Source organism: Pseudolysinimonas sp., from assembly GCF_051954455.1.
Taxonomy (GTDB): domain Bacteria; phylum Actinomycetota; class Actinomycetes; order Actinomycetales; family Microbacteriaceae; genus Pseudolysinimonas.
The window spans coordinates 59,642-85,555 of sequence record NZ_JBQCHS010000018.1 but is presented as its reverse complement, the minus strand read 5'-3'; the positions used below and the strand labels follow the sequence as shown (position 1 = coordinate 85,555).

30 protein-coding genes are annotated in these 25,914 nt (G+C 74.3%); 13 read left to right on the top strand and 17 right to left on the bottom strand.

Features of this window, described 5'->3' with window-relative positions; translation table 11 throughout:
* Nucleotides 1-14: 14 nt before the first annotated feature.
* From ACTHM3_RS08685 to ACTHM3_RS08670, 4 genes are read right to left on the bottom strand one after another with little or no spacing between them, the layout of a single operon-like run.
* Entirely contained in the window at nucleotides 15-1,145 is a 1,131-nt protein-coding gene (locus tag ACTHM3_RS08685; RefSeq protein ID WP_440405700.1) for an acetate kinase, read from the bottom strand.
* Nucleotides 1,142-3,217 carry a phosphate acetyltransferase gene (gene pta, locus ACTHM3_RS08680; protein WP_440405699.1) on the bottom strand — a complete coding sequence of 692 codons (2,076 nt, stop codon included), beginning with the start codon at nucleotides 3,215-3,217 and terminating at the stop codon, nucleotides 1,142-1,144. The genes ACTHM3_RS08685 and pta overlap by 4 nt, the downstream gene beginning before the upstream one ends.
* A gap of 26 nt (nucleotides 3,218-3,243) precedes the next feature.
* Nucleotides 3,244-3,672, bottom strand: a complete 429-nt coding sequence (locus ACTHM3_RS08675) for a universal stress protein (RefSeq protein WP_440405698.1) — start codon at nucleotides 3,670-3,672, stop codon at nucleotides 3,244-3,246.
* Nucleotides 3,673-3,676: 4 nt separating this feature from the next.
* A complete protein-coding gene (locus ACTHM3_RS08670) occupies nucleotides 3,677-4,351 on the bottom strand; it encodes a universal stress protein (RefSeq protein ID WP_440405697.1) in 675 nt (224 codons plus the stop codon).
* Between the two features lie 111 nt (nucleotides 4,352-4,462).
* Here ACTHM3_RS08670 and ACTHM3_RS08665 point away from each other — a divergent pair, with 111 nt between their 5' ends.
* Nucleotides 4,463-5,308 carry a universal stress protein gene (locus ACTHM3_RS08665; protein ID WP_440405696.1) on the top strand — a complete coding sequence of 282 codons (846 nt, stop codon included), beginning with the start codon at nucleotides 4,463-4,465 and terminating at the stop codon, nucleotides 5,306-5,308.
* A gap of 68 nt (nucleotides 5,309-5,376) precedes the next feature.
* Here ACTHM3_RS08665 and ACTHM3_RS08660 read toward each other — a convergent pair whose 3' ends face one another.
* The 3 genes from ACTHM3_RS08660 to ACTHM3_RS08650 all read right to left on the bottom strand — a co-directional run bounded on the left by ACTHM3_RS08660 (nucleotide 5,377) and on the right by ACTHM3_RS08650 (nucleotide 7,540).
* A complete protein-coding gene (locus ACTHM3_RS08660; RefSeq protein ID WP_440405695.1) occupies nucleotides 5,377-5,793 on the bottom strand; it encodes an Hsp20/alpha crystallin family protein in 417 nt (138 codons plus the stop codon).
* Entirely contained in the window at nucleotides 5,790-6,458 is a 669-nt protein-coding gene (locus ACTHM3_RS08655) for a BON domain-containing protein (RefSeq protein ID WP_440405694.1), read from the bottom strand. Before ACTHM3_RS08655 ends, ACTHM3_RS08660 begins: the two co-directional genes overlap by 4 nt.
* Before the next feature lie 89 nt (nucleotides 6,459-6,547).
* Nucleotides 6,548-7,540, bottom strand: a complete 993-nt coding sequence (locus ACTHM3_RS08650) for a zinc-binding alcohol dehydrogenase family protein (protein WP_440405693.1) — start codon at nucleotides 7,538-7,540, stop codon at nucleotides 6,548-6,550.
* Between the two features lie 112 nt (nucleotides 7,541-7,652).
* Between ACTHM3_RS08650 and ACTHM3_RS08645 the strand changes: the two genes are divergently transcribed.
* The 5 genes from ACTHM3_RS08645 (at nucleotide 7,653) to ACTHM3_RS08625 (ending at nucleotide 12,263) form a co-directional block, all read left to right on the top strand.
* Nucleotides 7,653-8,090, top strand: coding sequence for a universal stress protein (locus ACTHM3_RS08645; RefSeq protein ID WP_440405692.1), 438 nt, complete (start codon nucleotides 7,653-7,655; stop codon nucleotides 8,088-8,090).
* Nucleotides 8,087-8,443: a DUF805 domain-containing protein gene (locus ACTHM3_RS08640; protein ID WP_440405691.1), complete on the top strand. Its 357-nt coding sequence runs from the start codon at nucleotides 8,087-8,089 to the stop codon at nucleotides 8,441-8,443. Before ACTHM3_RS08645 ends, ACTHM3_RS08640 begins: the two co-directional genes overlap by 4 nt.
* Nucleotides 8,440-8,874, top strand: a complete 435-nt coding sequence (locus ACTHM3_RS08635; RefSeq protein ID WP_440405690.1) for a hypothetical protein — start codon at nucleotides 8,440-8,442, stop codon at nucleotides 8,872-8,874. Before ACTHM3_RS08640 ends, ACTHM3_RS08635 begins: the two co-directional genes overlap by 4 nt.
* 3 nt (nucleotides 8,875-8,877) lie before the next feature.
* The gene (mgtA, locus tag ACTHM3_RS08630; protein WP_440405689.1) at nucleotides 8,878-11,403 is read left to right on the top strand and encodes a magnesium-translocating P-type ATPase; all 2,526 of its coding nucleotides are present in this window, start codon (nucleotides 8,878-8,880) and stop codon (nucleotides 11,401-11,403) included.
* A gap of 68 nt (nucleotides 11,404-11,471) precedes the next feature.
* A complete protein-coding gene (locus tag ACTHM3_RS08625; protein WP_440405688.1) occupies nucleotides 11,472-12,263 on the top strand; it encodes a universal stress protein in 792 nt (263 codons plus the stop codon).
* A 3-nt stretch (nucleotides 12,264-12,266) separates the two neighbouring features.
* On the opposite strand, the gene ACTHM3_RS08620 is transcribed toward ACTHM3_RS08625, so the two are convergent.
* A complete protein-coding gene (locus tag ACTHM3_RS08620; RefSeq protein WP_440405687.1) occupies nucleotides 12,267-13,118 on the bottom strand; it encodes a universal stress protein in 852 nt (283 codons plus the stop codon).
* A gap of 45 nt (nucleotides 13,119-13,163) precedes the next feature.
* Entirely contained in the window at nucleotides 13,164-13,838 is a 675-nt protein-coding gene (locus ACTHM3_RS08615; RefSeq protein WP_440405686.1) for a phosphoribosyltransferase, read from the bottom strand.
* Between the two features lie 103 nt (nucleotides 13,839-13,941).
* Here ACTHM3_RS08615 and ACTHM3_RS08610 point away from each other — a divergent pair, with 103 nt between their 5' ends.
* Together ACTHM3_RS08610 and ACTHM3_RS08605 are read left to right on the top strand one after the other, a co-directional pair.
* Nucleotides 13,942-14,367, top strand: a complete 426-nt coding sequence (locus ACTHM3_RS08610; RefSeq protein ID WP_440405685.1) for a hypothetical protein — start codon at nucleotides 13,942-13,944, stop codon at nucleotides 14,365-14,367.
* Between the two features lie 100 nt (nucleotides 14,368-14,467).
* The gene (locus ACTHM3_RS08605) at nucleotides 14,468-14,665 is read left to right on the top strand and encodes a hypothetical protein (protein WP_440405684.1); all 198 of its coding nucleotides are present in this window, start codon (nucleotides 14,468-14,470) and stop codon (nucleotides 14,663-14,665) included.
* A gap of 1 nt (nucleotide 14,666) precedes the next feature.
* Here ACTHM3_RS08605 and ACTHM3_RS08600 read toward each other — a convergent pair whose 3' ends face one another.
* Nucleotides 14,667-15,929: an erythromycin esterase family protein gene (locus ACTHM3_RS08600; RefSeq protein ID WP_440405683.1), complete on the bottom strand. Its 1,263-nt coding sequence runs from the start codon at nucleotides 15,927-15,929 to the stop codon at nucleotides 14,667-14,669.
* Nucleotides 15,930-16,063: 134 nt separating this feature from the next.
* Between ACTHM3_RS08600 and ACTHM3_RS08595 the strand changes: the two genes are divergently transcribed.
* Nucleotides 16,064-16,309 carry a hypothetical protein gene (locus ACTHM3_RS08595; protein WP_440405682.1) on the top strand — a complete coding sequence of 82 codons (246 nt, stop codon included), beginning with the start codon at nucleotides 16,064-16,066 and terminating at the stop codon, nucleotides 16,307-16,309.
* Nucleotides 16,310-16,455: 146 nt separating this feature from the next.
* On the opposite strand, the gene ACTHM3_RS08590 is transcribed toward ACTHM3_RS08595, so the two are convergent.
* The 3 genes from ACTHM3_RS08590 to ACTHM3_RS08580 all read right to left on the bottom strand — a co-directional run bounded on the left by ACTHM3_RS08590 (nucleotide 16,456) and on the right by ACTHM3_RS08580 (nucleotide 18,881).
* Entirely contained in the window at nucleotides 16,456-16,929 is a 474-nt protein-coding gene (locus ACTHM3_RS08590) for a DUF6069 family protein (protein WP_440405681.1), read from the bottom strand.
* Nucleotides 16,930-16,995: 66 nt separating this feature from the next.
* Entirely contained in the window at nucleotides 16,996-18,648 is a 1,653-nt protein-coding gene (locus tag ACTHM3_RS08585) for an alkaline phosphatase family protein (RefSeq protein WP_440405680.1), read from the bottom strand.
* A complete protein-coding gene (locus tag ACTHM3_RS08580) occupies nucleotides 18,645-18,881 on the bottom strand; it encodes a YgaP-like transmembrane domain (protein ID WP_440405679.1) in 237 nt (78 codons plus the stop codon). Before ACTHM3_RS08580 ends, ACTHM3_RS08585 begins: the two co-directional genes overlap by 4 nt.
* Nucleotides 18,882-19,015: 134 nt before the next feature.
* Here ACTHM3_RS08580 and ACTHM3_RS08575 point away from each other — a divergent pair, with 134 nt between their 5' ends.
* From ACTHM3_RS08575 to adhP, 4 genes are all read left to right on the top strand, one after another.
* Nucleotides 19,016-19,708: a response regulator transcription factor gene (locus tag ACTHM3_RS08575; RefSeq protein ID WP_440405678.1), complete on the top strand. Its 693-nt coding sequence runs from the start codon at nucleotides 19,016-19,018 to the stop codon at nucleotides 19,706-19,708.
* Nucleotides 19,709-19,790: 82 nt separating this feature from the next.
* Nucleotides 19,791-19,997 carry a DUF1508 domain-containing protein gene (locus ACTHM3_RS08570; protein ID WP_440405677.1) on the top strand — a complete coding sequence of 69 codons (207 nt, stop codon included), beginning with the start codon at nucleotides 19,791-19,793 and terminating at the stop codon, nucleotides 19,995-19,997.
* Nucleotides 19,998-20,218: 221 nt separating this feature from the next.
* On the top strand, nucleotides 20,219-20,995 hold the full coding sequence (locus tag ACTHM3_RS08565; RefSeq protein ID WP_440405676.1) for a hypothetical protein: 777 nt from the start codon (nucleotides 20,219-20,221) through the stop codon (nucleotides 20,993-20,995).
* Between the two features lie 86 nt (nucleotides 20,996-21,081).
* Nucleotides 21,082-22,092 (top strand): alcohol dehydrogenase AdhP, encoded by a 1,011-nt coding sequence (adhP, locus tag ACTHM3_RS08560; RefSeq protein WP_440405675.1) that lies wholly within the window; start codon nucleotides 21,082-21,084, stop codon nucleotides 22,090-22,092.
* Here the strand turns inward: adhP and ppsA are convergent.
* Genes ppsA through ACTHM3_RS08540 form a run of 4 tightly spaced genes read right to left on the bottom strand, consistent with a single transcriptional unit; the run spans nucleotide 22,082 to nucleotide 25,836 of the window.
* Complete coding sequence (gene ppsA / locus ACTHM3_RS08555; RefSeq protein WP_440405674.1) at nucleotides 22,082-24,487, bottom strand: phosphoenolpyruvate synthase; 2,406 nt, start codon at nucleotides 24,485-24,487, stop codon at nucleotides 22,082-22,084. The genes adhP and ppsA overlap by 11 nt on opposite strands.
* Nucleotides 24,484-24,939: a pyridoxamine 5'-phosphate oxidase family protein gene (locus ACTHM3_RS08550; protein ID WP_440405673.1), complete on the bottom strand. Its 456-nt coding sequence runs from the start codon at nucleotides 24,937-24,939 to the stop codon at nucleotides 24,484-24,486. The genes ppsA and ACTHM3_RS08550 overlap by 4 nt, the downstream gene beginning before the upstream one ends.
* On the bottom strand, nucleotides 24,936-25,154 hold the full coding sequence (locus ACTHM3_RS08545) for a hypothetical protein (RefSeq protein ID WP_440405672.1): 219 nt from the start codon (nucleotides 25,152-25,154) through the stop codon (nucleotides 24,936-24,938). The genes ACTHM3_RS08550 and ACTHM3_RS08545 overlap by 4 nt, the downstream gene beginning before the upstream one ends.
* 13 nt (nucleotides 25,155-25,167) lie before the next feature.
* Complete coding sequence (locus tag ACTHM3_RS08540) at nucleotides 25,168-25,836, bottom strand: BON domain-containing protein (RefSeq protein WP_440405671.1); 669 nt, start codon at nucleotides 25,834-25,836, stop codon at nucleotides 25,168-25,170.
* Nucleotides 25,837-25,914: the final 78 nt, after the last annotated feature.

Here is a 25,914-nt window from a genome sequence, read left to right as displayed (position 1 = left end):
CGATGCACACGGGATCAGCGCCGGGTGACCGCCGCCGTCTCGCGGGCGATCTGCCACTCCTCGTCGGTCGGGACGACGAGCACCGCGACCGGACCGTCCGCGGGCGAGATGCACCGCGCTCCGTCGTCGGCCGCGTTGTTGGCGGCCGCGTCGACGGCGATCCCGAGGAAGCTGAGCCCTTCGACGGCGCCGGCCCGCACCGGGGCGCTGTTCTCCCCCACTCCCGCGGTGAAGACGAGCGCGTCGATCCCGCCCAGGACGGCGGCGTAGGCGCCGATGTAGTGGCGGATCCGGTGCAGGTAGACGTCGAGCGCGAGCCCCGCCGCCCGGTCGCCGCCGGTCGCGGCCTCCACCACGTCGCGCATGTCGGAGCGTCGCGCGAGGCCGAGGAGCCCGCTGCGACGGTTCAGCAGCGCGTCGAGCGCGTCGACGTCGAGGCCGGCGTGCCGCGCGAGGTAGAGCGGGATCGCCGGGTCGAGGTCGCCCGATCGGGTGCCCATCACGAGGCCCTCCAGCGGGGTGAGGCCCATCGACGTGTCGACGGACCGGCCGCGGTCGATGGCCGCCGCCGACGCGCCGTTGCCGAGGTGCAGCACCACCATCCGCAGCTCCGCGAGCGGGCGCCCCAGGAGCTCGGCGGCCCGCTCGCTCACGATCCGGTAGGACGTGCCGTGGAACCCGTACCGGCGGACGTCGTGCCGGGCGGCCAGCTCGGCGTCGATCGCGTACGTCGACGCGGCGAGCGGCAGCGTGTGGTGGAAGGCGGTGTCGAAGACGGCGACGTGCGGCACGCCCGGCAGCGCGCGGCGGGCGGCGCGGATGCCCGCGAGGGCCGGCGGGTTGTGGAGCGGCGCGAGCGGGGCGAGCTCCTCGATCGCGGCCTCCACGTCGGCGTCGATGACGACGGCCTCGGTGAACCGCGCCCCGCCGTGCACGACCCGGTGGCCGACGGCGTCGAGGGCGGGGCCGTCCAGGTCGGCGAGGATGCGCTCGATCGCGGCCGCGTGATCCGGCACACCGGACCCCGGCTCGCCGACCCGCTCCACGATCCCGTCGGCGTGCGCCTCGCCGGTCGACGCGTCGAGCAGCCGGTACTTGACCGACGATGAGCCGGTGTTGAGCACGAAGACGGTCGGACCGCTCACGCATCCTCCTGGGCCTGGATCGCGGTGATCGCGATGGTGTTCACGATGTCGCGCACGAGCGCGCCCCGCGAGAGGTCGTTGATGGGCTTGGCGAGACCCTGCAGCACCGGGCCGATCGCGACCGCTCCGGCGCTCCGCTGCACCGCCTTGTAGGTGTTGTTGCCCGTGTTGAGGTCGGGGAACACGAACACCGTCGCCCGGCCGGCGACGTCGGATCCCGGCATCTTCGCGGCGCCGACGTCGGGGTCGGCGGCCGCGTCGTACTGGATGGGTCCTGCCACGGGCAGCTCGGGGTCGCGTCGTCGCACCAGGTCGGTCGCGGCCCGCACCTCGTCGACGTCGGAGCCGCTGCCCGACTCCCCCGTCGAGTAGCTGAGCATCGCCACGCGCGGCTCGATCCCGAAGCGGCGGGCCGTGTCGGCCGACGAGATCGCGATGTCGGCGAGCTGCTCGACGGTCGGCTCCGGGATCACGGCGCAGTCGCCGTAGACCAGCACACGATCGGCCAGCGCCATGAGGAACACGCTCGAGACCACCGAGACGCCCGGCCGCGTCTTCACGACCTCGAACGCCGGCCGGATCGTGTGCGCGGTGGTGTGCACGGCGCCCGACACCATGCCGTCGGCCAGGCCGAGGAGCACCATCATGGTGCCGAAGTAGGCCACGTCGGTCACGACCTCCGCGGCGCGTTCGAGCGTGACGCCCTTCGCGGCGCGACGCCGGTGGTACTCCTCCGCGAACCGGGCGACGAGCTCGGGGTCGTGCGGCGACACGACCGCGGCGCCCGCGATGTCGACGCCGAGCTCCGCCGCCCGCGCGCGCACCGCCGCCTCCTCGCCCAGGATCGTGATGTCGGCGATGCCGCGCTGCAGGGCGGCCGCCGCCGCGCGGAGGATGCGGTCGTCTCCGCCCTCCGGGAGGACGATCCGACGACGGTGGGCCCGCGCGCGCTCGACGAGCAGCTGCTCGAACCGGAGGGGCGTCATGACCGGCGAGGCCGGGACGCTGAGGAGCCGCACGATCTCGCCGAGGTCGACGTGGCGCTCCGCCAGTCCGAGCGCCAGGGCGTACTTCTCGGGCGAGTCGGCGGCGAGCCGGCTGCGGGCGCGGGTGATCCGCACCGCCGTGTCGTAGGTGCCGAGCGCGGTGCGGGCGATCGGCACGCGGGCGCCGAGGCCGTCGAGCAGGCGGGTGACCGGCTCCGAGGTCGCGAACCCGCCGTTCAGCACGATGCCGGCGAGCGTCGGGAACGTCTGCGCCAGATGGGCGACGACGCTGCCGATCAGCACGTCGCTGCGGTCGCCGGGGACCACCACGACCGCGCCCTCCTGCAGGCGAGGGAGCACGTTCTCCATCGTCATCGCGGCGACGACCGCGCCGCTGACCGGGCGGGACAGCAGCTCGGGATCGCCGCGCCAGAGCTCCGCGTCGGCCGCGGCGAGCACCGTCGAGAGCAGCGGCGCCGAGAGCGTCGCATCCTCCGGGATCGCCCAGGTGGGTGCGCCCGTGCGCTCGCGCACCGCGTCGGCGATCGCCGGGAGCGCGCCGGGGTCGGCGCGGTTGACCACGATCGCGATCGGGCGCGCGTGCTCGGCGCGCAGCTCGGCGACGGCGATCCGCCCGACCTCGGCGACCGCCGAGGCGGAGCGCCACGCGCCGTCCGGGTCGCGGCCGGCGAGCACGAGCACGACGGGGGCGTCGAGGGTCGCGGCGATGCGCGCGTTCACCGCGAGCTCGGTCGGCGCGGCGACGTCGGTGTAGTCGGAGCCGAGGATGAGCACCGCGTCGGCGTCGTCCTCCAGCGCGCGGTACCGCTCGAGGATGCGCGCGAGCGCGGCGTCGGGGTCCGCGTGCAGGTCGTCGTAGCCGACGCCGATCGCGTCCCCGAGCGGGACGGTCGCGCCCGAGTGCGCGCGGAGCGCCTCGAGCACGTAGTCGTCCGCACCGCGTGCGATCGGACGGTAGACGCGGACCGCCGCCGCGGAGCCCGTCAGGGCCTGCAGGAGCCCGACCGCCACCGTCGACTTGCCGGATCCGCCCTCGGCGGAGGTCACGAACACGCGTGTCGCCACGCGGTCCACGGTACGCGGCTCGGGTGTCAGGCGGCGCTCGGGTGCACGACGAGCACCGGGCAGCCCGCGTGCTCGGCGCACTCCGCGCTCACCGACCCGAGCAGGAGCCCGGCGAAGCCGCCGTGTCCGCGGCTGCCGACCACGAGCATCGCCGCTCCGTGGCTCGCCGCGATGAGCGCCGCCGCAGCCGGCCCGTGCACGATCTCCACGTCGATCGCGTGCCCAGCGCCGAAGACCGACTCGACCGCGTGGTGGACGACGCGGGTGATGTCCTCCTCGGGCGTGTAGTCGGGCGTGACGAGCGGGTCCCACATGAACGGCCACTCCCAGGCTCCGACGACGCGCACGTTCGCGCCGAGCGCGTCGGCCAGCTCCTTGGCGTGCCGCAGCGCCTCGATCGAGTGGTCCGATCCGTCGACGCCGGCGACGATGACCGGCCGTGTGCTCTCGCTCATGGGGTCAGGGTCCGCCCTCCGGCACGAGCGGCCACAGGGGCGAAGGTCCCGGTCGGCTCGTCGGGGGCGAGGAGGAGCGGGCAGGGCGGCGGGTCAGGAGGCGCCGTCGGACGGCGATGGAGCGGCGGACCACCAGGAGCCCGGCGTCGCGCAGGCGGCCGGGCTCGGTCTCCGGGCCGACGACCCGCAGCGCGCCGCCGAGCCGCCACTCGGCCTCGCGCCCGAGCACCGCGACGGGCGAGTCGGAGGGCACCCGCTCGACGAGCAGGTCACCCGCCGGTGCGCCCGCGCGCATCGGGAGCAGCAGCACCGGGCACGGCGCCTCGCGCGCGATGCGCGCGCTCCGACTCGGCGCCGACCCGGCGGCGAGGATCAGGAGATCCGCCGTCCGGCAGCTCTCCTCGAGCATGGCGCGGGCGTCGCCGTGCGCCGCCGTGGTGCGGAAGCGGACGCCGGGGGCGCTGGCACCCATCCACTCACGGGCATCCCGCAGCGCTCGATCCGCCGACCGGGGCGCCAGCGCGCGGTCGCCCCGCCGGAGCCGCTCGACCACGACGGCGATGACGGTCCCGCCGCCCGACGCCCAGCGCGCCCCCCAGGCGAGCGCGTCGTAGGAGGCGGCCGAGCCGTCGAACGCGACCACGACCTGCGCCTCATCCGGATGCACCGCCGGGAACACGGCACCATGCTCGCCCGGTCCCGGGCGCCCACGCAGAGCCGAAGGTCCCGCGGGACCAAGGCCCCTGACCCGGCCGAGCGACGGGGCCGAGAGTGGCGGCGGGAGGCGCCCATGAGGAACGGTCGGATCGAGCGCATCGTCATCGGCGTGGGCGGACCGTCCACGGAGAAGGCGGTCGGCTGGGCGATCGAGCGGGCCGGCCGCCGCGCCGCGGCGATCGAGCTGGTGCGGGGCTACGACCCCCTGCGCACGAGCGAGAAGGCCGAGGGCGACGCGCTCGAGGAGGTGCGCGACCGGATCGTCCGCCGGGTCGCCGAGACCACCGTCTCGACGACCCTGTCGGCCATGGCGACGCCCGACGCGCTCGTCCGCGCCGCGGCGCGCGGAGACCTGCTGGTCGTCGGATCCCGTCGGCATCGGGCCATCCGCTCCGTCCTCGCCGGGTCCGTGCCGCTCGCGGTCGCGTCCCGGTCGAGCTGCGCGACGATCATCGTGCCGGACGACGCGGTCGAGCACCCCGGCGGCCCGGTGGTGACCGGGGTCTCCGGCGATCACACCGGCGATCGCGCGATGCTCTTCGCCGCCCGGGAGGCGCGCGACCTCGACGTCGAACTGCACGCCGTGCACGGCTGGACGGCGTCGCAGGCCTCCCTCGAGGCCGGGCTCGTCCCGCCGAGCCTGGCCGAGGACCGCGCGCGCCACCGGCGGATCCTCGACCTCGCGCTGGTCAGGATCGAGGACGCGCGACCCGGGGTGCGCGTGCGCGCCGTCCTCGACCAGCAGCCGCCGGCGTGGGCGATCGCCGACCAGGCGGAGCAGGCGCAACTCGTCGTGCTCGGCAGCCACCGCTGGGGGCCGCTCGCGGGCATCGTCCTGGGCTCGACGGCCCGCGAGGTCCTGAGCCTCACGAGCACCCCGGTCGGAATCGTTCCGCCGGGCGCCGGGACGATGGGCTGACCGCACACGGCGAGGGGCGACGGAGCCGGAGCCCCGTCGCCCCTCGCCGGGCCGGCATCAGGTGGGTGTCAGGCGATCTCGAGCTGGCGGCTCGTCGGCTGCTCGGCGAGGGGCACCGTGACCGTCAGCGCCCCGTCGGCGAAGCTCGCCGTCGCGCGCGCGATCTCCGCCCGCGGCGGGAGCGCGATCGTGCGCGAGATCGACTCGTGCGACTCGTGCAGGACGTAGGCCCGCTTGTCGTCGTCCTTCTCGTGCCGCTGCGCGGTGATGGTGATCTCGCCGTCGCGGGTCTGCACCTCGATGTCCTTCTTCTCGAACTGCGGCAACTGCACCCGCACGATGAAGTCGTCGCCCTCGACCCAGGCGTCGGTCGCCGGGATCTGGAGCCGGGCGAGCGGCGACCAGAGCGTGTCGTTCCACGACCGCACGAGCGCATCGATGGTGGGGAACCCGGCCGCGCGGCGCACCTCCCGTCCGGTGCTCACGGCACGACCATCAGGTTGTTCGTGACCGCGGTCACGTGCGGGGACGCCCACGCTGCCGTGGCGGCCTGGCGCCGCTCGGCGAGCGACTTGACGACCCCGGAGAGCGTCACCGTCGTGCCGGCCGTCGTGACGTGGATGTCGCCCGCGTCGAGGTCGGCGTTGCGGACGAGCGCGGCGTGGATGCGCCGGCTGGTCTCCGACGCGGAGACGCGCGGCGTCAGCTCGATGAGGTCGGTGACGTCGATGACGCCGCGGATGTTGCTCACGACGCGCCGGGCGGCCGCGCGCTGGTAGTCCCAGTCGGCGTGACCGGTCAGCGTCACATGGTGCGCGTGCACCTTCGCCTTCACGTCCGGCGGGATCGTGGCCGACCACTCGAACGCGCTCTCGATCGCCTTCGCGATGGCGGAGTCGGTCATGAGACCGCTCGCCGGCGGGTTGACGACGAGCTCGTCGGCGAGCGCGGCCACTCCGCGCACCCGCAGCGCCGCGCGCGTCGCCGCGACGCGCTCCATGTAGCTGTCGACCTCGCCGGACAGCGTCACGCTGCCGTTCTCCACCGCGACCCCGATGCCGGCGGCGTCGACGTCGGGGGTCCAGTCCAGCTCGTCCTGAACCGCCTTCTGGATCTCGTGATCCGTCCGGTTCAGCGTGGCTGCCTTCATGATTGCTCTCCTTCCGGGACGCGTGCGCGTCGGGTCGAGCGTCTCGCCCCGCGCCGCGCCGGTGCAGAGCCGAAGGTCCCGCTGACGGCTCAGGCGACGCCGCGGAGAACGAGCGACCCGGCGCGGCGCCCCGTGCGGAGGTCGTCGAGCGCGGCCGGCAGCGCGTCGAAGGGGTAGGCGGTCGTTGCGGCCCCGAGGTCGAGCCGCAGCGCCAGCCGGATGAATGCGTCGCCGTCGGCGCGCGTGTTGGCGGTCACCGATCGCAGGTCGCGCTCGCGGAAGAGCAGCCCGTCGTAGTCCAGCTCGGGGATCGGGGTCATGTGGATGCCGGCGAGCACCACCGTCCCGCCGGGGCGGGTGGCGCGCAGTGCGGCGGGCACGAGGAAGCCGGCCGGCGCGAAGACGATGGCGGCGTCGAGGGGCCGCGGCGGATCGTCCGCCTCCCCGACGACCGGGATCCCCATGCGGCGCGCGAGCGCCCGGTTCTCCTCCCCGCGGGTGAGCGCGATCACGTCCGCGCCGGCGGCGCGCGCGATCATCGCGGTGAGGTGCGCGCTCGAGCCGAAGCCGTACAGCCCGAGCGTGCCGCCGGGCTCCAGGCGCGCGCGGCGGAGCGCACGGTAGCCGATGATGCCCGCGCAGAGAAGCGGCGCCAGCCGCTCCGTGTCGGCGTCCTCGGGCAGCGGGTAGGCGAAGGCGGCCGGCACGGTGAGGAGCTCGGCGAAGCCGCCGTCCGCATCCCAGCCGGTGAATCGGGCCGCCTCGCAGAGGTTCTCCCGCCCGCTCCGGCAGTAGGCGCACGCCCCGCAGGTGCGGTGCAGCCACGCGACACCGACGCGGGCACCGAGCGCGACCGCCGCCCCGCGCCCGGCCGCCACGACCCGCCCCACGACCTGATGCCCCGGCGTCACGCTCCGGCGACGGCGCGCCAGCTCCCCGTCGACGACGTGCAGGTCGGTCCGGCAGATGCCGCACACCTCGGGCCGCACCAGGAGCTCGTCCCGGCGCGGCCGCGGTCGCGCGACCTCCTGCAGCGTCAGTCCCGCGGCACCCGATCGCCACGCGCGCATGGTCGAGGTCATCGGAACACCGTTCCGCGGCGCCGGACCCGCCGAGGGGGCCGAAGGTCCCGCGCCGGAGCGTGAGGGACCTTCGGCCCTGCCTCCGTCCGGACCCGCGGCCGACCATCGCCCCATGACCAACAACAGCCGGAAGCCGATCGTGGTCGGCGTCGACGGGTCCGAGCCGTCGATCGTCGCGCTCCGGCATGCCCGGACGCTCGCCGACGCCCTGCACCGTCCCGTCCGGGTCCTCATCGCCTGGCACCTGCCCGTGTTCGCGGGAGCGGGAGCCGTCTCCTACGCCTGGAGCCCGGTCGAGGACGCCCAACGGGTGGTGGACTCCGCGGTCGTCGACGTGTGGGGGTCGATCCGACCGGCCGACGTCACGACCGAGGTGGTGGAGAACGGAGCGGCCCCGGCCCTCATCGAGGCGTCGGACGACGCGTTCATGGTGGTCACCGGCAGCCGCGGTCACGGCGGATTCGCCGGCCTGCTCCTCGGCTCGGTGAGCGCGGCCGTCGCCGAGCACGCCCGGTGCCCGGTTCTCGTGGTCCCCGGAGGTCGCGCATGATGACCTTCCCGCAGGCCATCGCGACGGTGTTCCGCAAGTACGCGGAGTTCACCGGCCGGGCCTCGCGCGCCGAGTTCTGGTGGTTCGCGCTGTTCGGCGCCCTCGTCTCGACGGCGCTCGGCGCGCTCAACCTGGTCACCCCCCAGGGCACCATCGCGATCGGATCGAGCCTGGCCGGGGCATGGAGCGTCGCCACCCTGCTGCCGTCCCTCGCCGTGACCGTGCGACGTCTGCGCGACGCGGGATTCGCCTGGGGCCATGTCTTCTGGCTGCTGCTGCCGGTCGCGGGCGTCGTCATCCTCATCGTGCTCCTCGCGCAGCGCAGTTCGGCCACGGCCCCGAGACCGGCATGAGCCGGCGTGCCCGGGTATCCCGGGCGCTGCTCGCGGTCCTCCACGGCACGGTCGCGGCGACCGCCCTCGTCGGCGGGATGCTGATGATCGCGGGGACGGTCGCCCCCGCCCTCCGCATGCCCGTCGCTCCACCGACCGGATACCTGGACGACTCGCCCTTCCGGTCCTACCTGATCCCGGGGATCCTGCTCGCGGTCGTCGTCGGCGGCGCGCAGCTCGTCGCCTTCGTCGCCCAACTGCGCTCGACCCCCCGCGCTGCCGCGTGGTCGGCGGTCGCCGCCTTCGACGTGCTCATCTGGATCTTCGTGCAGATGATCTGGATCCCGTTCAGCCCGCTGCAGGCCGCGTACTTCGCCGCCGGCGTCGCGGAGGCGGGGCTCGTGATGCTGTCACTGGGCGTGCTGCGGCCGGTGGGCCGTCGCACGGTCTGAGCCGTGGCGGAGGACTGGTGGGCGCAGCCCCCCGAGCAGGTCGTCGCCGCCTTCCGGAGCTCGCCGGGCGGGATCTCCGACCACGAGGCCGACGAGCGCCGCACCGCGGAGGGACCGAATCTCCTGCGCCCCGTGCGGGCGCGGGCGCTGCGCGTCCTCGGGCGCCAGTTCCGCAACGCGGTGCTCATCCTGCTCATCGTGACCGCCACGGCCTCCAGCCTGCTCGGGCAGGTCGCCGACGCCGTCATCATCGCCGTGATCCTCGCCGGCAGCGTCGTTCTCGGCTTCGTCGACGAGTACGTCGCGGAGCGCACCACCGCCCGCCTGCAGGCGTCGATGACCCACCGGGCGATCGTCCAGCGCGACGGGCGGCCCCGATCCATCCCGGTGGACGAGGTCGTGCCCGGCGACATCGTGCACCTGACGACGGGATGCCGGGTGCCGGCCGACCTCCGGCTGACGGGGGTCGCGGAGCTGCTCTGCGACGAGAGCATGCTGACGGGCGAGCAGGCCCCGGAGACGAAGACGATCACGCCGGTTCCGGAGGCGGCCCCGCTCGGCGACCGCCTGTCGATGGCGTACCAGGGCACCATCGTGCGCGGCGGGACCGCGACGGGGGTCGTCGTCGCGACCGGGCGGAGCACGGAGATCGGACGGATCGCGCAGCGTCTCGGGCACCGTCCGCCCGAGACGACGTTCCAGATCGGGCTGCGGCGGTTCTCGCTGCTGCTGATGTGGGTCGCCGCGGGGCTCGTCACGGTCGTCCTGCTGACCGGGGCGCTCCTGAACCGCCCGTGGATCGAGTCGCTGCTCTTCGCCCTGGCGATCGCGGTGGGGATCACGCCGCAGCTCCTCCCCGCCGTGGTGAACACATCCCTCGCCACGGGAGCCCGCCGGCTCGCACGACGGAAGGTCGTGGTCAAGCGCCTCGTCTGCATCGAGGACCTCGGCGGGATCGACGTTCTCGTGACCGACAAGACCGGCACCCTGACGACGGGCGACATCGTCTTCCTCGGCGCGACCGACCCCGCGGGCGCTCCGGATCCGACCGTCGCCGACCTCGCCGCCGCCACCGCCGACCCGGCCGGCGCAGGGGCGGGAACCACCGATGCCCTCGATGCCGTGCTCCTCGCCGCGACGACGGCGCCGGCCTCGGCGGAGCTGCGGCTGCCCTTCGATCACGACCGCCGTCGGGCCGGCGCGGTCACCCGGGAGGCAGGGCTGAGCACTCTCGTCTGCAAGGGCGCCCCCGATGCGGTCCTGCCGCAGTGCGGGGACGTGCCGCCCGAGGTCGACGCGATGGTCGCCGCACAGCTCTCGGCCGGGGTCCGGCTCCTGGCCGTCGCGTCGAAGCCGTTCGACGCGGACCGGATCACCCCGGCGGACGAGAGCGGGCTGCGGCTGCGGGGCTTCCTCGCCTTCGGCGACGCGGTGCGCGACGACGCGGCCGCGGCCGTCCTCCGCCTGGCGGGGCTCGGCATCCGCACCGTCGTCGCGACCGGCGACCACCCGGCGGTGGCCGAGGCGGTGAGCGCGCGTCTCGCGCTGCCGTCGGGGAGCACCGTGACCGGGACGGAGGTCGACGCGCTCGACGACGACGGGCTCCGGGAGGCGCTCCGCGGCGCCGCGATCGTGGCGCGGGTGAGCCCCGAGCAGAAGGAGCGCGTCGTCTCGACCCTCCGCCGCGACGGCACCGTCGCGTTCCTCGGCGACGGGGTCAACGACGCTCTGGCCCTGCACGTCGCCGACGTGGGCATCTCGGTCGACACCGCGACCGACGTCGCCAAGGACGCCGCGGACGTCGTGCTGCTGGAGAAGAGCCTCGACGTCATCGCCGACGGCGTGGAGGGCGGGCGCCGCATCTTCCGCAACACGCTCAAGTACGTGTTCATGGCCGCCTCCGGCAATCTCGGCAACATGATCAGCGCCGCGGCGGCGTCGGCGTTCCTGTCCTTCCTCCCGATGCTGCCCGGGCAGATCCTGCTGGGGAACCTGCTGTACGACGCGAGCCAGCTGGCGATCTCGACCGACCGCGTCGATCCGGAGGCCGTCGCCCGACCGGCACGGTGGAACATCGGCTCCATCGGCCGGTTCATGCTGGTCTTCGGACCGCTGAGCTCGGTGTTCGACCTGACGACGTTCGCGATGCTGCTGGGACTCGTCCACGCCGATCCGATCGGGTTCCGGACCGGCTGGTTCATCGAGTCGCTCTGCTCGCAGGCCCTCGTGGTGCTGGTCATCCGCACGAGACGGGTGCCGTTCGTGCGAAGCCGCCCCGGTCTCCCCCTGCTGTTCGCGGTGCTCGGCGTCGCGGCGCTCGCGGTGGCGATCCCGTTCCTGCCGATCGCGGCGGAGCTCGGGCTGCAGCCGCCGTCGATCGAGGTCCTGGTGGCCGACGGCCTCATCGTCCTGGCCTACCTCGCGCTCGCGGACGCGACGAAGGCGCTGTTCTACCGGATGCAGGAGCGCGCCGCTCTGCCCCGAGCGCCGCGCGCGCTGCATCGCGCGATCGGCGGGTTCACCCGCTGACCGCGATCGGGACCAACGACCCTGGGCCGGAGCACGTCGCCGCCCGAGACTGGCGCCGAGGTGAGGGCATGGAGCGCGTGGTGCTGGCGGTCGGCGACGGCGACGATGCGGCGGCCGGAGCGCCCTGGTGGACGCTGCAGCGGTCGCGGGAGACGCCCTTGCGGGTGGAGCTCGTCCACGTGATCCGAGCCGAGCGCGACCGCGCGGAGGCGACGCGCCGGCTCGACCGGCTGAAGCGCGGCATGCTCGCGCGCGCGCCGCACGTCATGGTGACCGAGTCGGTCGTCGCGGGCGACCCGCGACGGGTGCTGCGGCGGGAGACCCAGGGAGCCGACCTGCTCGTGCTCGGCACCGGTCGCCGCGGATCCCGCCCGCGGTTCCGGCTCCGCGGGCTCGCCGGCCGGCTGCTCGAGGACGCGCCGACGACGACGGTCCTCGTGCCGGACGGGTGGGGCCCGGCGGCCCGGGGACCGGTGCTCGCGGCTGTGGCTCCGAACGCCGCCAGCGCCCGTGCCGTGGTGATCGGCGCCCGCGACGCGGCCCGTGCCGGGGTCGACCTGCAGCTCGCGCACGCCTGGGAGGCGGATCCCGCTGTCGCCCCCGAGCACGCGGGGCGGGCGGCGCACCGCCGCGTGCTCGACGACGCCGTCCAGCACGTGCACGACGAGGTCCCGGAGGCCCGGGTCGTGCCCCTGCTCGAGGAGGGCGAGGTCGACGAGGTGCTGACCGAGTTGGCCCGGCACGCCCGCCTGGTCGTGATCGGCGGCCGGACGCGCGCCCGCGGCTCGGCGGCCGTCGCCCGCCGGCTCCTCACGCGCACCCGCACACCGTTGTGCGTCGTCCCGGCTGCCGCCGGGTGAGCGTCAGGGTCGACGGGCGACGGGGACCACGGCCACCGGACACACCAGGTCCGACAGCAGGTCGAGCGCGAGCGTGCCGAGCAGCCACTGCACGAGCAGCCCGCTCCGCCGCCGACCGAGAACGAGGAGCGAGGCGTGCCGCTCCTGCGCGCGCAGCGCGACGTAGGCGTCGCCGATGATCGAGTCGACCGTCACCTCGAGCCCCGGATGCCGCGCGCGGGCGGCCTCGGCGGCTCGATCGGCGATCCCCTGGTGGTAGTCGGTCGCGTCGAGCGGCTCGCCGCGCGCGTCATCCGGCACCTCGTACGACCACCAGGCATGGACGATGTGCAGGACGCGGTTCGCATCCGCCGCGACGTCGGCGGCGAAGTCGAGCGCGGCCGTGGATCGCTCCTCCATGCCGACGCCGACCACGACCGGGCCGTCGGGTTCCGGGTGGTCCACGGGGACCAGGACCACCGGGCACTCGGCGGTGGCGGCGAGCTTGCGCGACTCCGGCTCGAAGAGCGAGCGGTGCCCGGGATGGGCGCGGCGCCCCATCACCAGCAGACCCAGGTGCCGGCTGTGATCGACGAGGACCTCGGCGGCGTCGCCGTGCTCCGCGAGGGGCCGGATCGGCACGGACGGCGCGTTGACGTGCACCCACTCCACCGCGTCCGCGAGGCGGCCGACGATCGCGTCGGGCGCTTCGCCCTCCGCCCACGCCGCATCCGGATCGGCATCACCGTCGGCACCGATCGCGACGACCGCCGCCCCGGTGATGAGCGCGTGCTGCACCGACCATTCCAGCGCGGCACGACTGGCGATGCCGCCGTCGAAGGCCACCCCGATCTCCTCGACCGCGTTCTCGTCCATGGCGCGAGTGTCATGGCGCGACGATCAGCGCGGCAGGGCCGAAGGTCACCCCGGCCCGCTCCCCCGGGTCGCGCCGGCGCCCTCCCGGCGGTGCGCCTCCTCGAGGAGGTCGACGACCTCGTCCTCGGTCACCTCGCCGAAGCGGCGGTAGTGCGCTCCGACGGCGAAGAAGCCCAGCGGCACGGACAGCGCGACGACGCGGTCCGCCCCGGGGATCCCGCGGGCCGCATCGGGCGAGACGACCGGCGCCGCGACGATCACCCGCTCCGCCCCGCGCAGCCGCGCCGCGTGGGCCGCCACCGTCGCGGTGGCTCCCGTGGCGACGCCGTCGTCGACGATCAGCGCCGTGCGGCCGCGCAGCGACGCGGGCTCCGCCCCGGAGCGGAGACGGGCGGCGCGCGTGTCGAGCACACGCCGCTCGCGCTCCTCGACGTCGACGACCTGATCGGCGCCGACCCCGAGGCGCTCCAGCAGCGCCTCGTCGAGCAGCCGGATCCCGCCCTCGGCGATCGCGCCCATCGCGACCTCCGGGTGGGACGGGACTCCGAGCTTCCGGACGATGACCACGTCGAGCGGCAGCTCCAGTCGACGAGCGACCTCGGCCGCGACCACCACGCCGCCCCGCGGCAGGCCGAGCACCGTGGTGGCGGTGCCGCGCAGGTCGGCGAGGCGCGCGGCCAGCAGGTGACCGGCGTCCAGGCGGTCCCGGAAGACGTCCATCCCCTCAGCATCGGCCTGTGCCGCGGGAGGACCAGGGTCTTTCGGCCCCGCCGCAGGACGAACGGCCCTGCCCTGCTGCGGGCCGGGCCCCGACGCTGAGGACGTGTTCCGCGTGCTCGTCGTGTCGGCGCCCGGGGAGGCCGCGGTGCGCTGGGCACGACGGCACGCCCACGGCGACTGGGGCATCGAGGTCCTGGTCTGCTCTGTCGCCTTCACGGACCCGAGCTCGGCGCGCGATCGAGCCGGCCGGATCCTCGCCGGCTGCCCCGCCGCCTCGCGCGCGGTCCGTCCGGTCGAGGGCACGGTCGAGGACGGCCTGCGCCAGTCCCGGCCCGCCGATCTGGTCGTCATCGGAGGCTCCGTCGACGACCGGCTCCGACACGTCCTGCGGGAGGCGGGCCACGCCCTGATGCTGGTCCCGTCCTCGGAGGCCGAGCCGGGACCTTGGACCCTGTCCGGGTCCCGGTCCCCCGGGTTGCATGGGCGGCGCGAGGACCTCCGGGGTCCTCCGGCCGGGCCACCGGGCTGACGGCTTCGGCTCTCACCACGGCGGCGATCGCCTGTCGCGATGCGGGCGGGGCACATCCCCCCGCACCGCCCGGCCCCTCCCGACGAGCAGGAGATCCGACATGGCGGAGCGCACCCGCGTGGTCGAGCGGAACGGGGCCTGGGGCCTCCTGATGCTGATGGCCTACATCGGCGCGGCGATCTACTTCATCCAGCGCACGGACGGCGGCTTCTGGCCCGTGGTGCTCGCCCTGCTCCAGGCGATCGTCTGGCCGGTCTACGCCGTCCACGCGATGCTCGGGGCCCTGTCCGTCGGGTGACTCAGAACCCTGTCGGCTCCGTCTCCCGTTCCGGCCCCGCCGGCCCCGGTTCCCGGCGGATCGGCGTGATCGCCTGCGTCGCCTCGATCCAGATCAGGGCGTCGTACCGATCGTCGAGCAGAGTCGGCACGAAGTTGCCGGATTCCCGACGGGGGTCGTAGACGACCCCGATCGCCCGGTGCCCCCGCCACTCGTCGTAGCCGTCGCGCGCCTCGTCGAACACGAGGACGACATCCCGCGCGAAGTGCCGGTGCAGGTTGTCCTCGTGACTGCCCCGGCTCGCGGGCGGCACGTCGTAGACCCGCGGCTCTCCTCCCCAGCGCGGCGCCGCGAGCACCGTCCCGCGATGCGTCGCGGTGCCGATCAGCACGACCTGGCCGCGTCCGTAGCGCTCGCGCAGCAGCTGGCCGATGTTGAGGAGTCCGGCCGTGCTCATGTCCGTCGCGCGCGCGTCGCCCACGTGGGTGTTGTGCGCCCACACGACCCCCCGCGAGCCCGGGCCGAAGTAGGTGCTCAGCCGCCCGACGGTGTCGGCCATGTGCACGTCGCGAATGTTCCACGACGCCCGGTCCCCGCCCATCATGACCCGGTAGTAGTGCTCCGCGGCGGCGGCCACCTCGGCGTTCTGCGCAGCGTCGAAGGCCGCCCAGTCCCCGGCGAGCGCGTCGCGCCGGGTGCGGGCCAGCAGATCCACGACCTCGCGCTCGCACGACGCGGGCACGACGCGGGTGCGCAGGGCGTACCGCTCGGGATCCTGGTACGAGGGGAGGAAGCAGCGCCAGGCCTCGACCGCCGCGGGGAGGTCGTCGGGCGAGTTGACGGCGAGCCAGTCCGCCACGCGGCGCATGGAGTCCCACAGCGAGTAGACGTCCAGGCCGTAGAAGCCGACCCGGTCCCCGGCCGATCGTCGCAGGTTCTCGGCGTGCAGCCAGTCGAGGAAGTCGGCGACCGCGGTGTTCGCCCAGAGCCAGGTCGGCCAGCGTTCGAACCGGGCGAGGACCGAGCGCGCGTCCTCGCCGCGGTGCTCGATCCCGCGCAGCCACCGGTCGATCCGCCAGCAATCCGGCCAGTCGCCCTCGACGCCGATCCACGAGATCCTCTGCTGCTCGATCAGCCGGCGCGTGAGCACCGCTCGCCAGGCGTAGAACTCCTCGGTGCCATGGGATGCGTCCCCGATGGCGACGAATCGCGCCGACTCCGCCCTTCGGGCCAGGCCGTCCAGGTCGGCGATCCGGCCCAGCGGGCCGGCACCCCGTGCGAACATGAGCGCCTCCTCGTCGTCGCCGCGGTGACCCCAGCGAAGCGAGACGCCGTCGGCTGTTCCAGGGCCCAAGGTCCCCGCGAGCCAGGGACCTTGGGCTCTGCCGGGTCGGCGGCGGCGGGGTTGGGCTGGGCGCCATGAACATGCACAGGAACGTCCTCGGCCACGGTCGCGGCGACGACTGCCTCCGTCATCACGGCGGGTACCGACGTCATCCGCTCGAGCGGGTCGTCGTCCCGGCGGCTCTCGGCTGGGTGCTCGGCTTCTCGTCGGGCGCCATCGTCGGACTGATCGGCGCTCTCGACATCCTCGCCGTGTCGGGTGCCGCGCGGCGTGGCCGCGGAGCCGAGGTCGCGGACGACGACGGCCCCGTCTCGTTGTGACGCGGCGGTGCGGGAGGGATCAGGGCTCCCCGCACCGCCGCGGTCGTCCGCTATGACGTGCTGGTCACCGCTGCGACGACCGGGGCCCGCCGGCCCCGCCGGACCAGGCAACCGGGAATGCCTGTGCGCGCGTAGGGCCGAAGGTCCTAGTGGCGGCGACGCTGCGGCGCGAGGCCGAGGAGCGCCGCGACGGTCACCGCGCCGACGGCGACGTGCATGATCGCCAACGCGAGGACGCCGATGAGCGGCTGGCCGCGGTAGAGGATCCAGAGGTCCGGCACGAAGCTCGCCACGAGGCCCAGCACCGCCAGCACGAGGTACAGCCGCCGCGCACGGGTGGACAGGAGGGTCGCGAGGGGCCACACGACGGCCGCGACGGCCACGCCCGCGATGGTCAGCTTCGCGTAGTCGGCGAACTGGAAGTGGTCGTAGCCGGCTGTCGAGGGGAACGCGGCGGCGGTGGCGGCGGCGACGGCCCAGCAGGCCGCCACGGACACGACGACGGCGACGACGGAGGCGACAAGCCACCTCCACCACCGGGGCTGCGCCGATCCCGCGGGGAGGTCGAGGAGAAGCCAGGACGGGCCGAGGGGGCGGCGGACGGAGGTCTGATCGCTCATCGTCTCGACCCTCGCCGATCGGGATGAGAGGTTTCTCCGCGTGGGCGGCCGCGAAAGCGAGGAGATTCACATCCGGCGGCGCTCGGTGGACGGCGCTCGCGGGGACCGGTCGAGGGTGCCGAACAGGCCGGCGCCGTGGTCGGCGAGGGTGTCGGCCGCGGACGCGAGGTCGACCGGGCGCGGCGCGCCGGGGTCGAACCGCGCGAGGACCAGCCCGAGCATCCCGAGCGCGGTCGACGTCGGTGGGTGCGCGGCGGACGTCGGCGGGACAGGCACTCTCGGAGCGACGGCGACCGGCCAACTCGACGGCGGGCGCGGTGCCGCCCGGGTGACCGAGGCGAACAGCGGACGCGAGGCCGCATCCCGGTCCGTGAGCGGCGCGAGGCCGTGCTGTGCGCAGATCGTGGCGACGATCGAGGTGTGATCGACCCGGCCGTTCAGCACAGTCCCCGGGTCCGTCCACGCCGAGACGACGATGGCAGGCACCCGGCAGCCGAGCCGATCGAAGCCGAAGCCGAGCTCCCGCCGCGCCGGTCCGTCCGGCGGGACCGCGGCAGGCGGCGGCACGTGGTCGAAGAGGCCGCCGGCCTCGTCGAAGGTGATGACGAGGGTCGTGTTCTGCGCGTTCGATCCCCGGCTCGATCGACTGGTGCGGATGCTCTCGTAGACCTCGGCGACGAGGGCCTCCGCGGCGAGCATGTCCGCCACGCTCTTGTTGTAGACCGACGTGCCGTCGATCGGCAGATCGGCCGCGGCGACGGTCGGTGGATGCATGCTGTTGCGGTTCACGATCATCCGCGGCTCGATGAACGCGTAGGCCGGGAGGCGGCCGTCGCGGGCGTCGGCGTGGAACTGCTCCATGCTCCGGAAGTCGCTCTTCCAGTACGGCTCGGTCGACGGCGCCGAGAGGATGCCGGTCAGCGACACCGCCTGAGTCGCGTCGTAGTACACGCGCCACGACAGCCCGGCTTCCCGCAGCCGGTCGAAGACCGTCGGAACCGCGGGTGCGTCCCACCACTTGGCGTAGCCGCCGCTGCCGGCGTTGGTCACGAATCCGTGCGACGTCGCGGCGTGGACGAACGAGCGGTTGCAGAACGTGTCCGAGGGCACCGCGGCGAACCAGTGGTCGTACACGCCGAAGCTCCGCGCGAGGGTGGCCAGGACCGGCAGGGCGTCCGGAGCGAACCCGCCCATCACCTGGCGGTACTCCTCGAACGTCGGCGCCCGGCCGCGGTTCGCGCGGACGGCGTCGACGTAGTCCGCGACGAAGCCGCTCATCGACGGCCGCCCGCGGGCCGGCGCCCCGCCGTAGAGCTGGCGGGTGACGTGGCGCAGCTCCTCGCCGGCGTTGGTGGTCGGCTGCTGGAGCACCGAGCTGCGCGGCCCGCTGTACGGATAGGCCGCGACGGGCGTGCCGTCCGGGGCGGCGTTCACGGGCGCGGGCCGGGGCACTCCCTCGAAGCGCTGTCCGGGGCGGAGCGCACCGTCGGCGTAGAGCCGCCCGAGCAGGTGGTCGAACGACCGGTTCTCGAGCATCAGCACCACGAGGTGCTCGTAGGCGGGCACACGTGCCGGCCTGCCGGGCCCCGCGCTCTCTGGGTCCCAGGCCGACCCGCCGCCACCGGGGCCGGCCACACCGTCGGCGAGCAGGATCCCGCCCGCCGCGAGCCCCAGCCCGGCCAGGAAGGCGCGCCGCGCGATCTCGCCGCGGTCGCTCACCGGCGGGATTCGCCCGACCCTGCCGCCGGGATGTCCGCGCCGCGGAACGGGACGCCGAGCAGCGGTGCGATGAGGCACCGGTTCGTCAGCCCCGCGACGGCGACCGCCGCGCCGACGACCACGAGGATGAGCCCCCACGGCAGCAGGAACAGGCCGACCAGGGCGAGCCCGGCCCCGACGACGACCCGGAGCGTCCGCCCGGCGTCGGTCGCCATGAACCTCGCGAACCTCATGAGCTTCTCCTCTCCCGCCGAGCGCCGGCACCGTCCTCGGATGCTCCCGCCCCCGCCCGACGCACCCCAGGGGCCAACGTCCCGCGGGACCATCGCCCCTGCCGTCGCCGTCTCCCGGGCCCGATGCTCCCCCCATGCACCGCACCACCGAGGGAGCGGACTCGTCTCCGCTCGGAGCGGGGCCGCAGTTGCTGCTGGTCGAGGACTCCGCCGATCTCGGGCGCGCGCTCGAGACCGTCCTCCGGCCCCTCTACGCCGTGACCACCGTCACCGACGCCCGATCCGCGCTCGAGCTGGGCGGCGACGACCACGACGTGCTGCTGGTGGACGGCCAGCTCTCCGACGGCGACGGCGTCGAGGTGGTCGCGGCGCTTCGACGCCGGGGCGTCACCACCCCGGTCCTCGTCCTGGGAGGAGGCGGGACGCCCGATGCGGTGCGCGCGCTCGACGCCGGCGCGGACGATCACCTCACCCCGCCGTTCTCGTTCGAGGAGCTGCTCGCCCGCCTGCGGGCGATCCGCCGGTCTCGCGGGGGCGGTCTCGATCGGATCCGCATCGGGAGCTGGGAGCTGGAGCCGCTCGAGCGCCTGCTCCACTCCCCGTATACCGGCCGGGTCGTCCTCACCGCCCGGGAGACGGGTCTCCTGACCCTGCTCGCGCGGCGGCCGCATCGCACGTTCGCGCGCGAAGAGCTCCTGCGCCGCGCGTTCCCCGGCTGCGACAACCTCGGCACGGTGGACACCTACGTCCACTACGTCCGACGCAAGACGGGTCCCGAGATGATCACCACGGTCCACGGACGGGGGTACCGCATCGGATCGCCGTGATCGCTCCGCTGATCGAGCCTCTTGATCGGTGACCGCGAGGGCGCGATGATAGACGGGGCCCGTGCGGCCGCTGGGAGGCCCCATGAGCGGGGATCTGACGTTCCACATCTTTCGGGAGCGCCGCGGCTACATCTGGACCGTGAACTCGCGCCACACGGGCGACGTGATCGCGACGAGCGAACTCTACCCGGCGAAGGAGCTCGCGCTCCGGGCGCTCGAGGCGATCCGCCGGGAGGCCGTCGGGTCCGACGTGACCGACCACACGGCGGAGGCCGACGGCGAGACCTGAGGCCTCGCGAGGCGGGACCTTCTACCCTGCCGCGCATCGTTTCCACCCGCTTGCCTGGATGCGTCATCACGCGACGTCATCGGGTTGGCGACGGATGACGGTGGCGACGCGAGGCCCGCCCACAGCTCCTCGCGTCGCCACGCCGCTCGGGCGCAGCGGAGGGCGACGGGAGCGACCGGATGGGCCAACACGACTCCGTCTCCGGCAGATCGGCGTGCGGGTTGTGCGCGCGACCGCGCAGCGACGCGTGGACCCTCGACCTGCCGCGCGACGAGCCGGAGCGGAGGGGACTCGAGGAGGTCCTCCTCGGTCTCGGGAACGGCTATGTGTTCGTGCGCAGCGCTCCGCCGGAGGCGCCGGGCGGCGACGGCCGATACGCCGGGGTGTATGTCGCCGGCGTCTACAACCGGCTCGCGACCCCGGGCCCCGGGGGCGTGAGGGTCGACGAGAGCGTCGTCAATCTGCCGGACTGGGCGCGCGTCGCCGTGAGGTCGCCGCGCGGCGACCTGTTCGACCCGGGCGGCGCCCGCACCGTGCACGACCACCGGCGCCTCGATCTGCGCCGAGGAGTCCTCCATCGGGTGGTCCTCGTGCGGGAGGCGGCCGGTGAGCGCACCGCCGTCGAGCAGGAGCGCTTCGTCTCGATGTCCGACCCGCACCTCGCGTACCTCCGCGTGCGCGTGCGCCCCCTCGACTGGTCGGGAACCGTCGCGGTGACCACCGCCGTCGACGCCGATGTCGCGAACGACAACGTGCCCGCCTTCGCGGGCCTCGCGAACCGGCATCTGCGGATCCTGCAGGACGACGCCGACGCGCGTGGCATCCGGGTGCTCGGTGAGACGACGCAGTCGCGCATCGTCGTCGCGACGTTCTCGCGCTCGTCCGTCGACCCGGCCCCGACGAGGGAGCTGGTCGGCCCCGGGCCTCGGCGGACCGTCGAGATCCACGTCGCTCCCGACCGACCGGCGGCGATCATGACCAGCCTGTCGCGCATCTGAGAGCACGCGGGACGTTCGGCCCTGCCCCCGGGCGACCCGCGTCGCGAGCATCGCCCCATCGTCCGACCGAGGAGAGGAACACCATCATGCGCGCTGCCGTCGTCGAGGGCTTCGACCAGGAGATCAGGATCGAGGACGTCCAGCGTCCGTCCGTCTCGGCCGGCCAGGTGCTGGTCCGCATCGAGGCGAGCGGGCTCTGCCACACCGACATCCACGCGGCCCACGGCGACTGGCCCGTCACCCCGACCCCGCCGTTCATCCCCGGTCACGAGGGCATCGGGATCGTGGAGGAGGCCGCCGCCGACGTGCGCGGCGTCCGGATCGGCGACCGGGTCGCCCTCCCCTGGCTCGGCCACGCCTGCGGCCACTGCGAGTACTGCATCGACGGCCGCGAGACCCTCTGCCTCGAGCAGCGCAACACCGGGTACAGCATCGACGGCGCGTTCGCGGAGTTCGCGGTCGCCGACGCCGACTACGTCGTCCGCGTGCCGGACGGGATCGCGCCCGCCGAGGCGGCTCCGCTCACCTGCGCCGGGGTGACGACCTACAAGGCCGTGAAGGTCGCGCACGTCGTCCCCGCCGAGCGCGTCGCCGTGTTCGGGATCGGCGGCCTCGGCCACCTGGCTCTGCAGTACGCCCGGATCGTCGGCGCGCTGGTGACGGCGGTCGACGTGACGGCCGAGAAGCTGCAGCTCGCCCGCGAACTCGGGGCCGACGACGTCATCGACGCCGCCGCGCAGGATCCCGTCGCCGCGCTGCAGGCGATCGGCGGCGCGGACGTCGCGATCGTCCTCGCCGCGAGCCCCGCGGTCTTCGAGCAGGCGTACCGGAGCCTCCGCCGCGGCGGTCGCCTCGTCTGCGTGGCCCTGCCCAAGGACGGCGCCTTCCCGCTCCCGATCTTCGACCTCGTGCTCGGCGGCAAGAGCGTCATCGGATCCATCGTCGGAACCCGGGAGGACCTGCGGGAGGTCTTCGCCCTGCACGCGGCCGGACGCACCCGGGTCATCGCCGAGACCCGGCCGCTCGAGGACGTGGCGACGTCGATGGCCGACGTGCTCGCCGGGAAGGTCCCCGCCCGGATCGTCTTCACCCCGTGACGGCGACCGGTCGGATCGACCGCTCGACCTCGGCGACGTGCTGCGCGGTCCGCAGGAAGCTGTCCGGGTTCAGGGAGATCGCGTCGATGCCGCGCCGGACGAGGAACTCGGCGAACTCCGGGTGGTCGCTCGGGGCCTGACCGCAGATGCCCACCTCGATCCCCGCCGCGTGCGCCCCCTCGATCGCCAGCTCGATCATCCGGAGCACGGCCGGGTCGCGCTCGTCGAAGAGCGCCGCCAGGTCCTCCGCGTCGCGGTCGACCCCGAGGGTCAGCTGCGTCAGATCGTTGGAGCCGATCGAGAAGCCGTCGAATCGGGTGGCGAACCGCTCGGCCAGCACGACGTTGGCGGGCAGCTCGCACATCATGTGCACGCGGAGGCCGTCCACGCCGCGTTCGAGGCCGTTCCGCGCCATGAGCGCCAGCACCCGATCGGCCTCGTCCAGGGTGCGGCAGAACGGGATCATCACGGCGATCGAGGCGAACCCGAACTCGCTCCGCGCCATCCGCACGGCCCGGCATTCGAGCTCGAACCCCTCGCGGTAGCGCGGGTCGTCGTACCGCGACGCGCCGCGGAACCCGAGCATCGGGTTCTCCTCCGGCCGCTCGAAATCGGCGCCGCCGAGCAGCCGCGCGTACTCGTTCGACTTGAAGTCGCTCATCCGCACGATCGTCGGATGCGGGTGGAAGGGGGCCGCGATCGTGGCGAGGCCCCGCGCGAGCGTATCGACGAAGTAGGCGGACCCGTCCGGCCACCCGCGGGTGAGCCCGGCGATCCGCTCGCGCTCCGCCGGGTCGCTCACGCGCTCCGGGTGGACGAGCGCCATGGGGTGGACCCGGATCCGGTCCGAGACGATGAACTCCATGCGCGCCAGCCCGACGCCGGCGGCGGGCAGCCGCCACCAGCGGAACGCCGCGTCCGGGCTCGCGACGTTGACGAGCAGCCGGGTCGTGGTCGACGGGATGGAGCCGGGATCGATCTGCTCCCGCTCGAACGGCAGGATCCCGGCGTAGACGCGCCCCTCCTCGCCCTCGGCGCAGCTGAGCGTCACCGCCTGCCCGTCGCGGAGCGACGAGGTCGCGTTCCCGGTGCCGACCACGGCGGGGATCCCGCGCTCGCGGCTGACGATCGCGGCGTGACTGGTCGTGCCGCCGTGCTCGGTGACGATGCCCGCCGCGCGGGCCATCACCGGGCCCCAGTCGGGGTCCGTCATCTCGGTGACCAGGATCGCCCCGTCGCGGAACCGCGCCATCTCGGAGGGGTCGCGGATCACGCAGACCTCGCCCGCCGCGATCCCGTCGCCGATCGCGGCACCGCGCACGAGCACCGGCCCCGTCCCGGTGAGGCGGTGGACCACGAAGGATGCGCCCGATCGGGTCGAGTGCACGGTCTCGGGGCGGGCCTGCACCAGGAACAGCTCGCCGGTCGCGCCGTCCTTCGCCCACTCCATGTCCATGGGGCGGCCGTAGTGCTCGGCGACCGCGGCCGCCCAACGGGCGAGCTGAAGGACGTCGGCATCGTCGAGGACGAGGGAGTCGCGCTCGCGCCGCGTGGTCGCGACGGTCCGGGTGCGCGCGGTGCCGCCGCGCGCGTGGACCATCTTCTGCTCCTTCGCGCCGACCTCGCGCTCGATGATCGGGCGGAGCGACGCGTCGCCGAGCAGGGGCGTGAACACGGTGTAGCGGTCGGGGTCGACGACGCCCTGCACCACGAGCTCCCCCAAGCCCCAGGCCGCGCTGATCACGACCACGCGCGGGAAGCCGCTCTCCGGGTCGAGCGAGAACATCACGCCGGACGCGCCCACGTCGCTCCGGACCATGCGCTGGACGCCGATCGACAGGGCCACGTCGAGGTCGTCGAACCCCTTCGCGCGGCGGTAGTCAATCGCGCGGTCGGTGAACAGCGAGGCGTAGCAGCGCCGGCAGGCCTCGAGCAGCTGCCGCTCGCCGACCACGTTGAGGAACGTCTCCTGCTGGCCGGCGAAGCTCGCGTCGGGCAGGTCCTCCGCCGTCGCGCTGCTGCGGACGGCGACCGCGGGGTGCGGGATGCCGCTGCGCCGGCCCAGCTCGCGGTAGGCCTCCCGGATCTCCACCGCCAGCTCGGGCGGGAGCTCGGCGGCGAGGAGCGCCTCGCGGACGGCCTCCCCGGTCGCGGCAAGCGATGCCGTCCCGGACCGGTAGGCCGCGAGCTCGGTCGCGATCCGCGGACCGAGGTCGCCGTGGGCGATGAGCTCGCGGTAGGCGTCCGCCGTGGTCGCGAACCCGTCGGGGACGCGGATCCCCGCGGGCTCCAGCGCGCGGATGAGCTCGCCGAGGGACGCGTTCTTGCCGCCTACGCGCGGGACGTCGTCGATGCCGATGTCGCGGAACCACAGAACCCGGTGCCCGCCGGTCATGGGTACGGCTCCGGCTCGGGCTCGCGACGGAAGACCCGCCCCGTCACCTCATGGGCGCGGATGCGCACCCAGCGCAGCTTGAGCGTCGGGATCCAGGCGGTCAGCGAGAGCGCGCTCGCCTCGTCCAGCACCGAGGGCGCCTCGACCCGCTCCGCCGTGCCCTTGACGAGGATGCTGTACGCCGCACGCTCGTCGAACGCGTCGATCTCGAGGGCGACCTGCGGATGGGCGGTGACGGCCGTGAGCTTCGATCCCGGGGCGGTGCGGAAGTAGATCCACGTGCCGTCGACCGCGTAGTTGATCGGATAGATCTCGACACCCGCGTCGGTCGCGACACCGAGCCGGCCCATGCTCGTGGCCTCGAGCGCCCGCCAGCAGAGCTCCACCCCGACCTCGCCGACGCGCCCGGGGATCGCCGCGCGGGAGAGCAGCTCCGCCGCCCCGATCGTCATCGGCCCCGACCGCCGTAGACGATGATCGCCACCGCGGGGATGAGCAGGAACCAGAGCCAGGCGTACGCGTAGCCGAACAGCGCGCCGAACGCGAAGAACAGGGTCACCGCGACGAGGGGCGAGAGCGCGACGGCGACGTTGCCGGCACGCCGACGCGGGGGCCGGCCCTCGGGCTCGGATCCGGGCTCGGGGCGATCCGAATCGATCCCGCTCATGACGACGCCCCGGTCAGACCCGGATCACGATCCGGTTGTCGACGTCGGTCACGTGCGGCGACCCCCACGCGGCGATCCCGGCCTGCTGCTTCTCGGCCCAGGAGTGCACGGTGCCGGTGAGCGTCACCTGCGTCCCGGTGACCTTCACGGCGACCGTGTCGGCGTCGATCTGCGCGTTGCGCGCGAGCGCCTTGCGGATCCGGTCCTCCGTCTCGATCGCCGAGGGGCGGGAGTCGAGGACCACGTCGTTCTTGACCGCGTACACGCCGCGCAGGTAGCGCACGGCGCGCTCCGCCGCGGTCCGCTGGAAGTTCCAGCGCGCGGAGCCCGTCAGCGTCACCCGGCGCCCGTCGATCTGCGCCTTGATCGTGTCGGGCACGTCGCTCGCCCACTTCAGGGCGCGTTCGACCTCCTTGGCGATGTCGGTCTCCGTGACGCTCCACGCGTTGCGGGGGTGGACGATCATCTCGTCGACGACCGCCCGGACGCCGCGCACGCGGAGCGCCGCGTGCATCGCCGCGACGCGCTCCGCGTAGGAGTCGGTCTCGCCCGAGAGGGTGACCGTGCCGTCGTCGACCGCGACGCCGATGCCGGCGGCCTCGACCTCCGGGGTCCACTGCAGCTCGTCCTGCACAGCGACCTGGATGTCGTGGTCGCGGTGCGCGGGGGCGGTGATGGTCATGAGGGTCTCCTTCGTTCTCGGCGCCAGTCCAGCCGGGACCCGGGGAGAGGTGCAGGGGCGAAGGTCCCGCGCGGCGGA

Coding starts and splice junctions, on each gene's coding strand:
- ACTHM3_RS08640 (WP_440405691.1), top strand. CDS start 8,087: ATGATGACCTTCCCGCAGGCCATCGCGACGGTGTTCCGCAAGTACGCG.
- ACTHM3_RS08580 (WP_440405679.1), bottom strand. CDS start 18,881: ATGAGGTTCGCGAGGTTCATGGCGACCGACGCCGGGCGGACGCTCCGG.
- ACTHM3_RS08545 (WP_440405672.1), bottom strand. CDS start 25,154: ATGAGCGGGATCGATTCGGATCGCCCCGAGCCCGGATCCGAGCCCGAG.
- ACTHM3_RS08570 (WP_440405677.1), top strand. CDS start 19,791: ATGAGCGGGGATCTGACGTTCCACATCTTTCGGGAGCGCCGCGGCTAC.
- ACTHM3_RS08645 (WP_440405692.1), top strand. CDS start 7,653: ATGACCAACAACAGCCGGAAGCCGATCGTGGTCGGCGTCGACGGGTCC.
- ACTHM3_RS08655 (WP_440405694.1), bottom strand. CDS start 6,458: ATGAAGGCAGCCACGCTGAACCGGACGGATCACGAGATCCAGAAGGCG.
- ACTHM3_RS08650 (WP_440405693.1), bottom strand. CDS start 7,540: ATGACCTCGACCATGCGCGCGTGGCGATCGGGTGCCGCGGGACTGACG.
- ACTHM3_RS08550 (WP_440405673.1), bottom strand. CDS start 24,939: ATGACGATCGGGGCGGCGGAGCTGCTCTCCCGCGCGGCGATCCCCGGG.
- ACTHM3_RS08625 (WP_440405688.1), top strand. CDS start 11,472: ATGGAGCGCGTGGTGCTGGCGGTCGGCGACGGCGACGATGCGGCGGCC.
- ACTHM3_RS08540 (WP_440405671.1), bottom strand. CDS start 25,836: ATGACCATCACCGCCCCCGCGCACCGCGACCACGACATCCAGGTCGCT.
- ACTHM3_RS08595 (WP_440405682.1), top strand. CDS start 16,064: ATGAACATGCACAGGAACGTCCTCGGCCACGGTCGCGGCGACGACTGC.
- ppsA (WP_440405674.1), bottom strand. CDS start 24,487: ATGACCGGCGGGCACCGGGTTCTGTGGTTCCGCGACATCGGCATCGAC.
- ACTHM3_RS08675 (WP_440405698.1), bottom strand. CDS start 3,672: ATGAGCGAGAGCACACGGCCGGTCATCGTCGCCGGCGTCGACGGATCG.
- ACTHM3_RS08600 (WP_440405683.1), bottom strand. CDS start 15,929: ATGTTCGCACGGGGTGCCGGCCCGCTGGGCCGGATCGCCGACCTGGAC.
- ACTHM3_RS08635 (WP_440405690.1), top strand. CDS start 8,440: ATGAGCCGGCGTGCCCGGGTATCCCGGGCGCTGCTCGCGGTCCTCCAC.
- ACTHM3_RS08665 (WP_440405696.1), top strand. CDS start 4,463: ATGAGGAACGGTCGGATCGAGCGCATCGTCATCGGCGTGGGCGGACCG.
- ACTHM3_RS08620 (WP_440405687.1), bottom strand. CDS start 13,118: ATGGACGAGAACGCGGTCGAGGAGATCGGGGTGGCCTTCGACGGCGGC.
- adhP (WP_440405675.1), top strand. CDS start 21,082: ATGCGCGCTGCCGTCGTCGAGGGCTTCGACCAGGAGATCAGGATCGAG.
- ACTHM3_RS08575 (WP_440405678.1), top strand. CDS start 19,016: ATGCACCGCACCACCGAGGGAGCGGACTCGTCTCCGCTCGGAGCGGGG.
- ACTHM3_RS08615 (WP_440405686.1), bottom strand. CDS start 13,838: ATGGACGTCTTCCGGGACCGCCTGGACGCCGGTCACCTGCTGGCCGCG.
- ACTHM3_RS08590 (WP_440405681.1), bottom strand. CDS start 16,929: ATGAGCGATCAGACCTCCGTCCGCCGCCCCCTCGGCCCGTCCTGGCTT.
- ACTHM3_RS08605 (WP_440405684.1), top strand. CDS start 14,468: ATGGCGGAGCGCACCCGCGTGGTCGAGCGGAACGGGGCCTGGGGCCTC.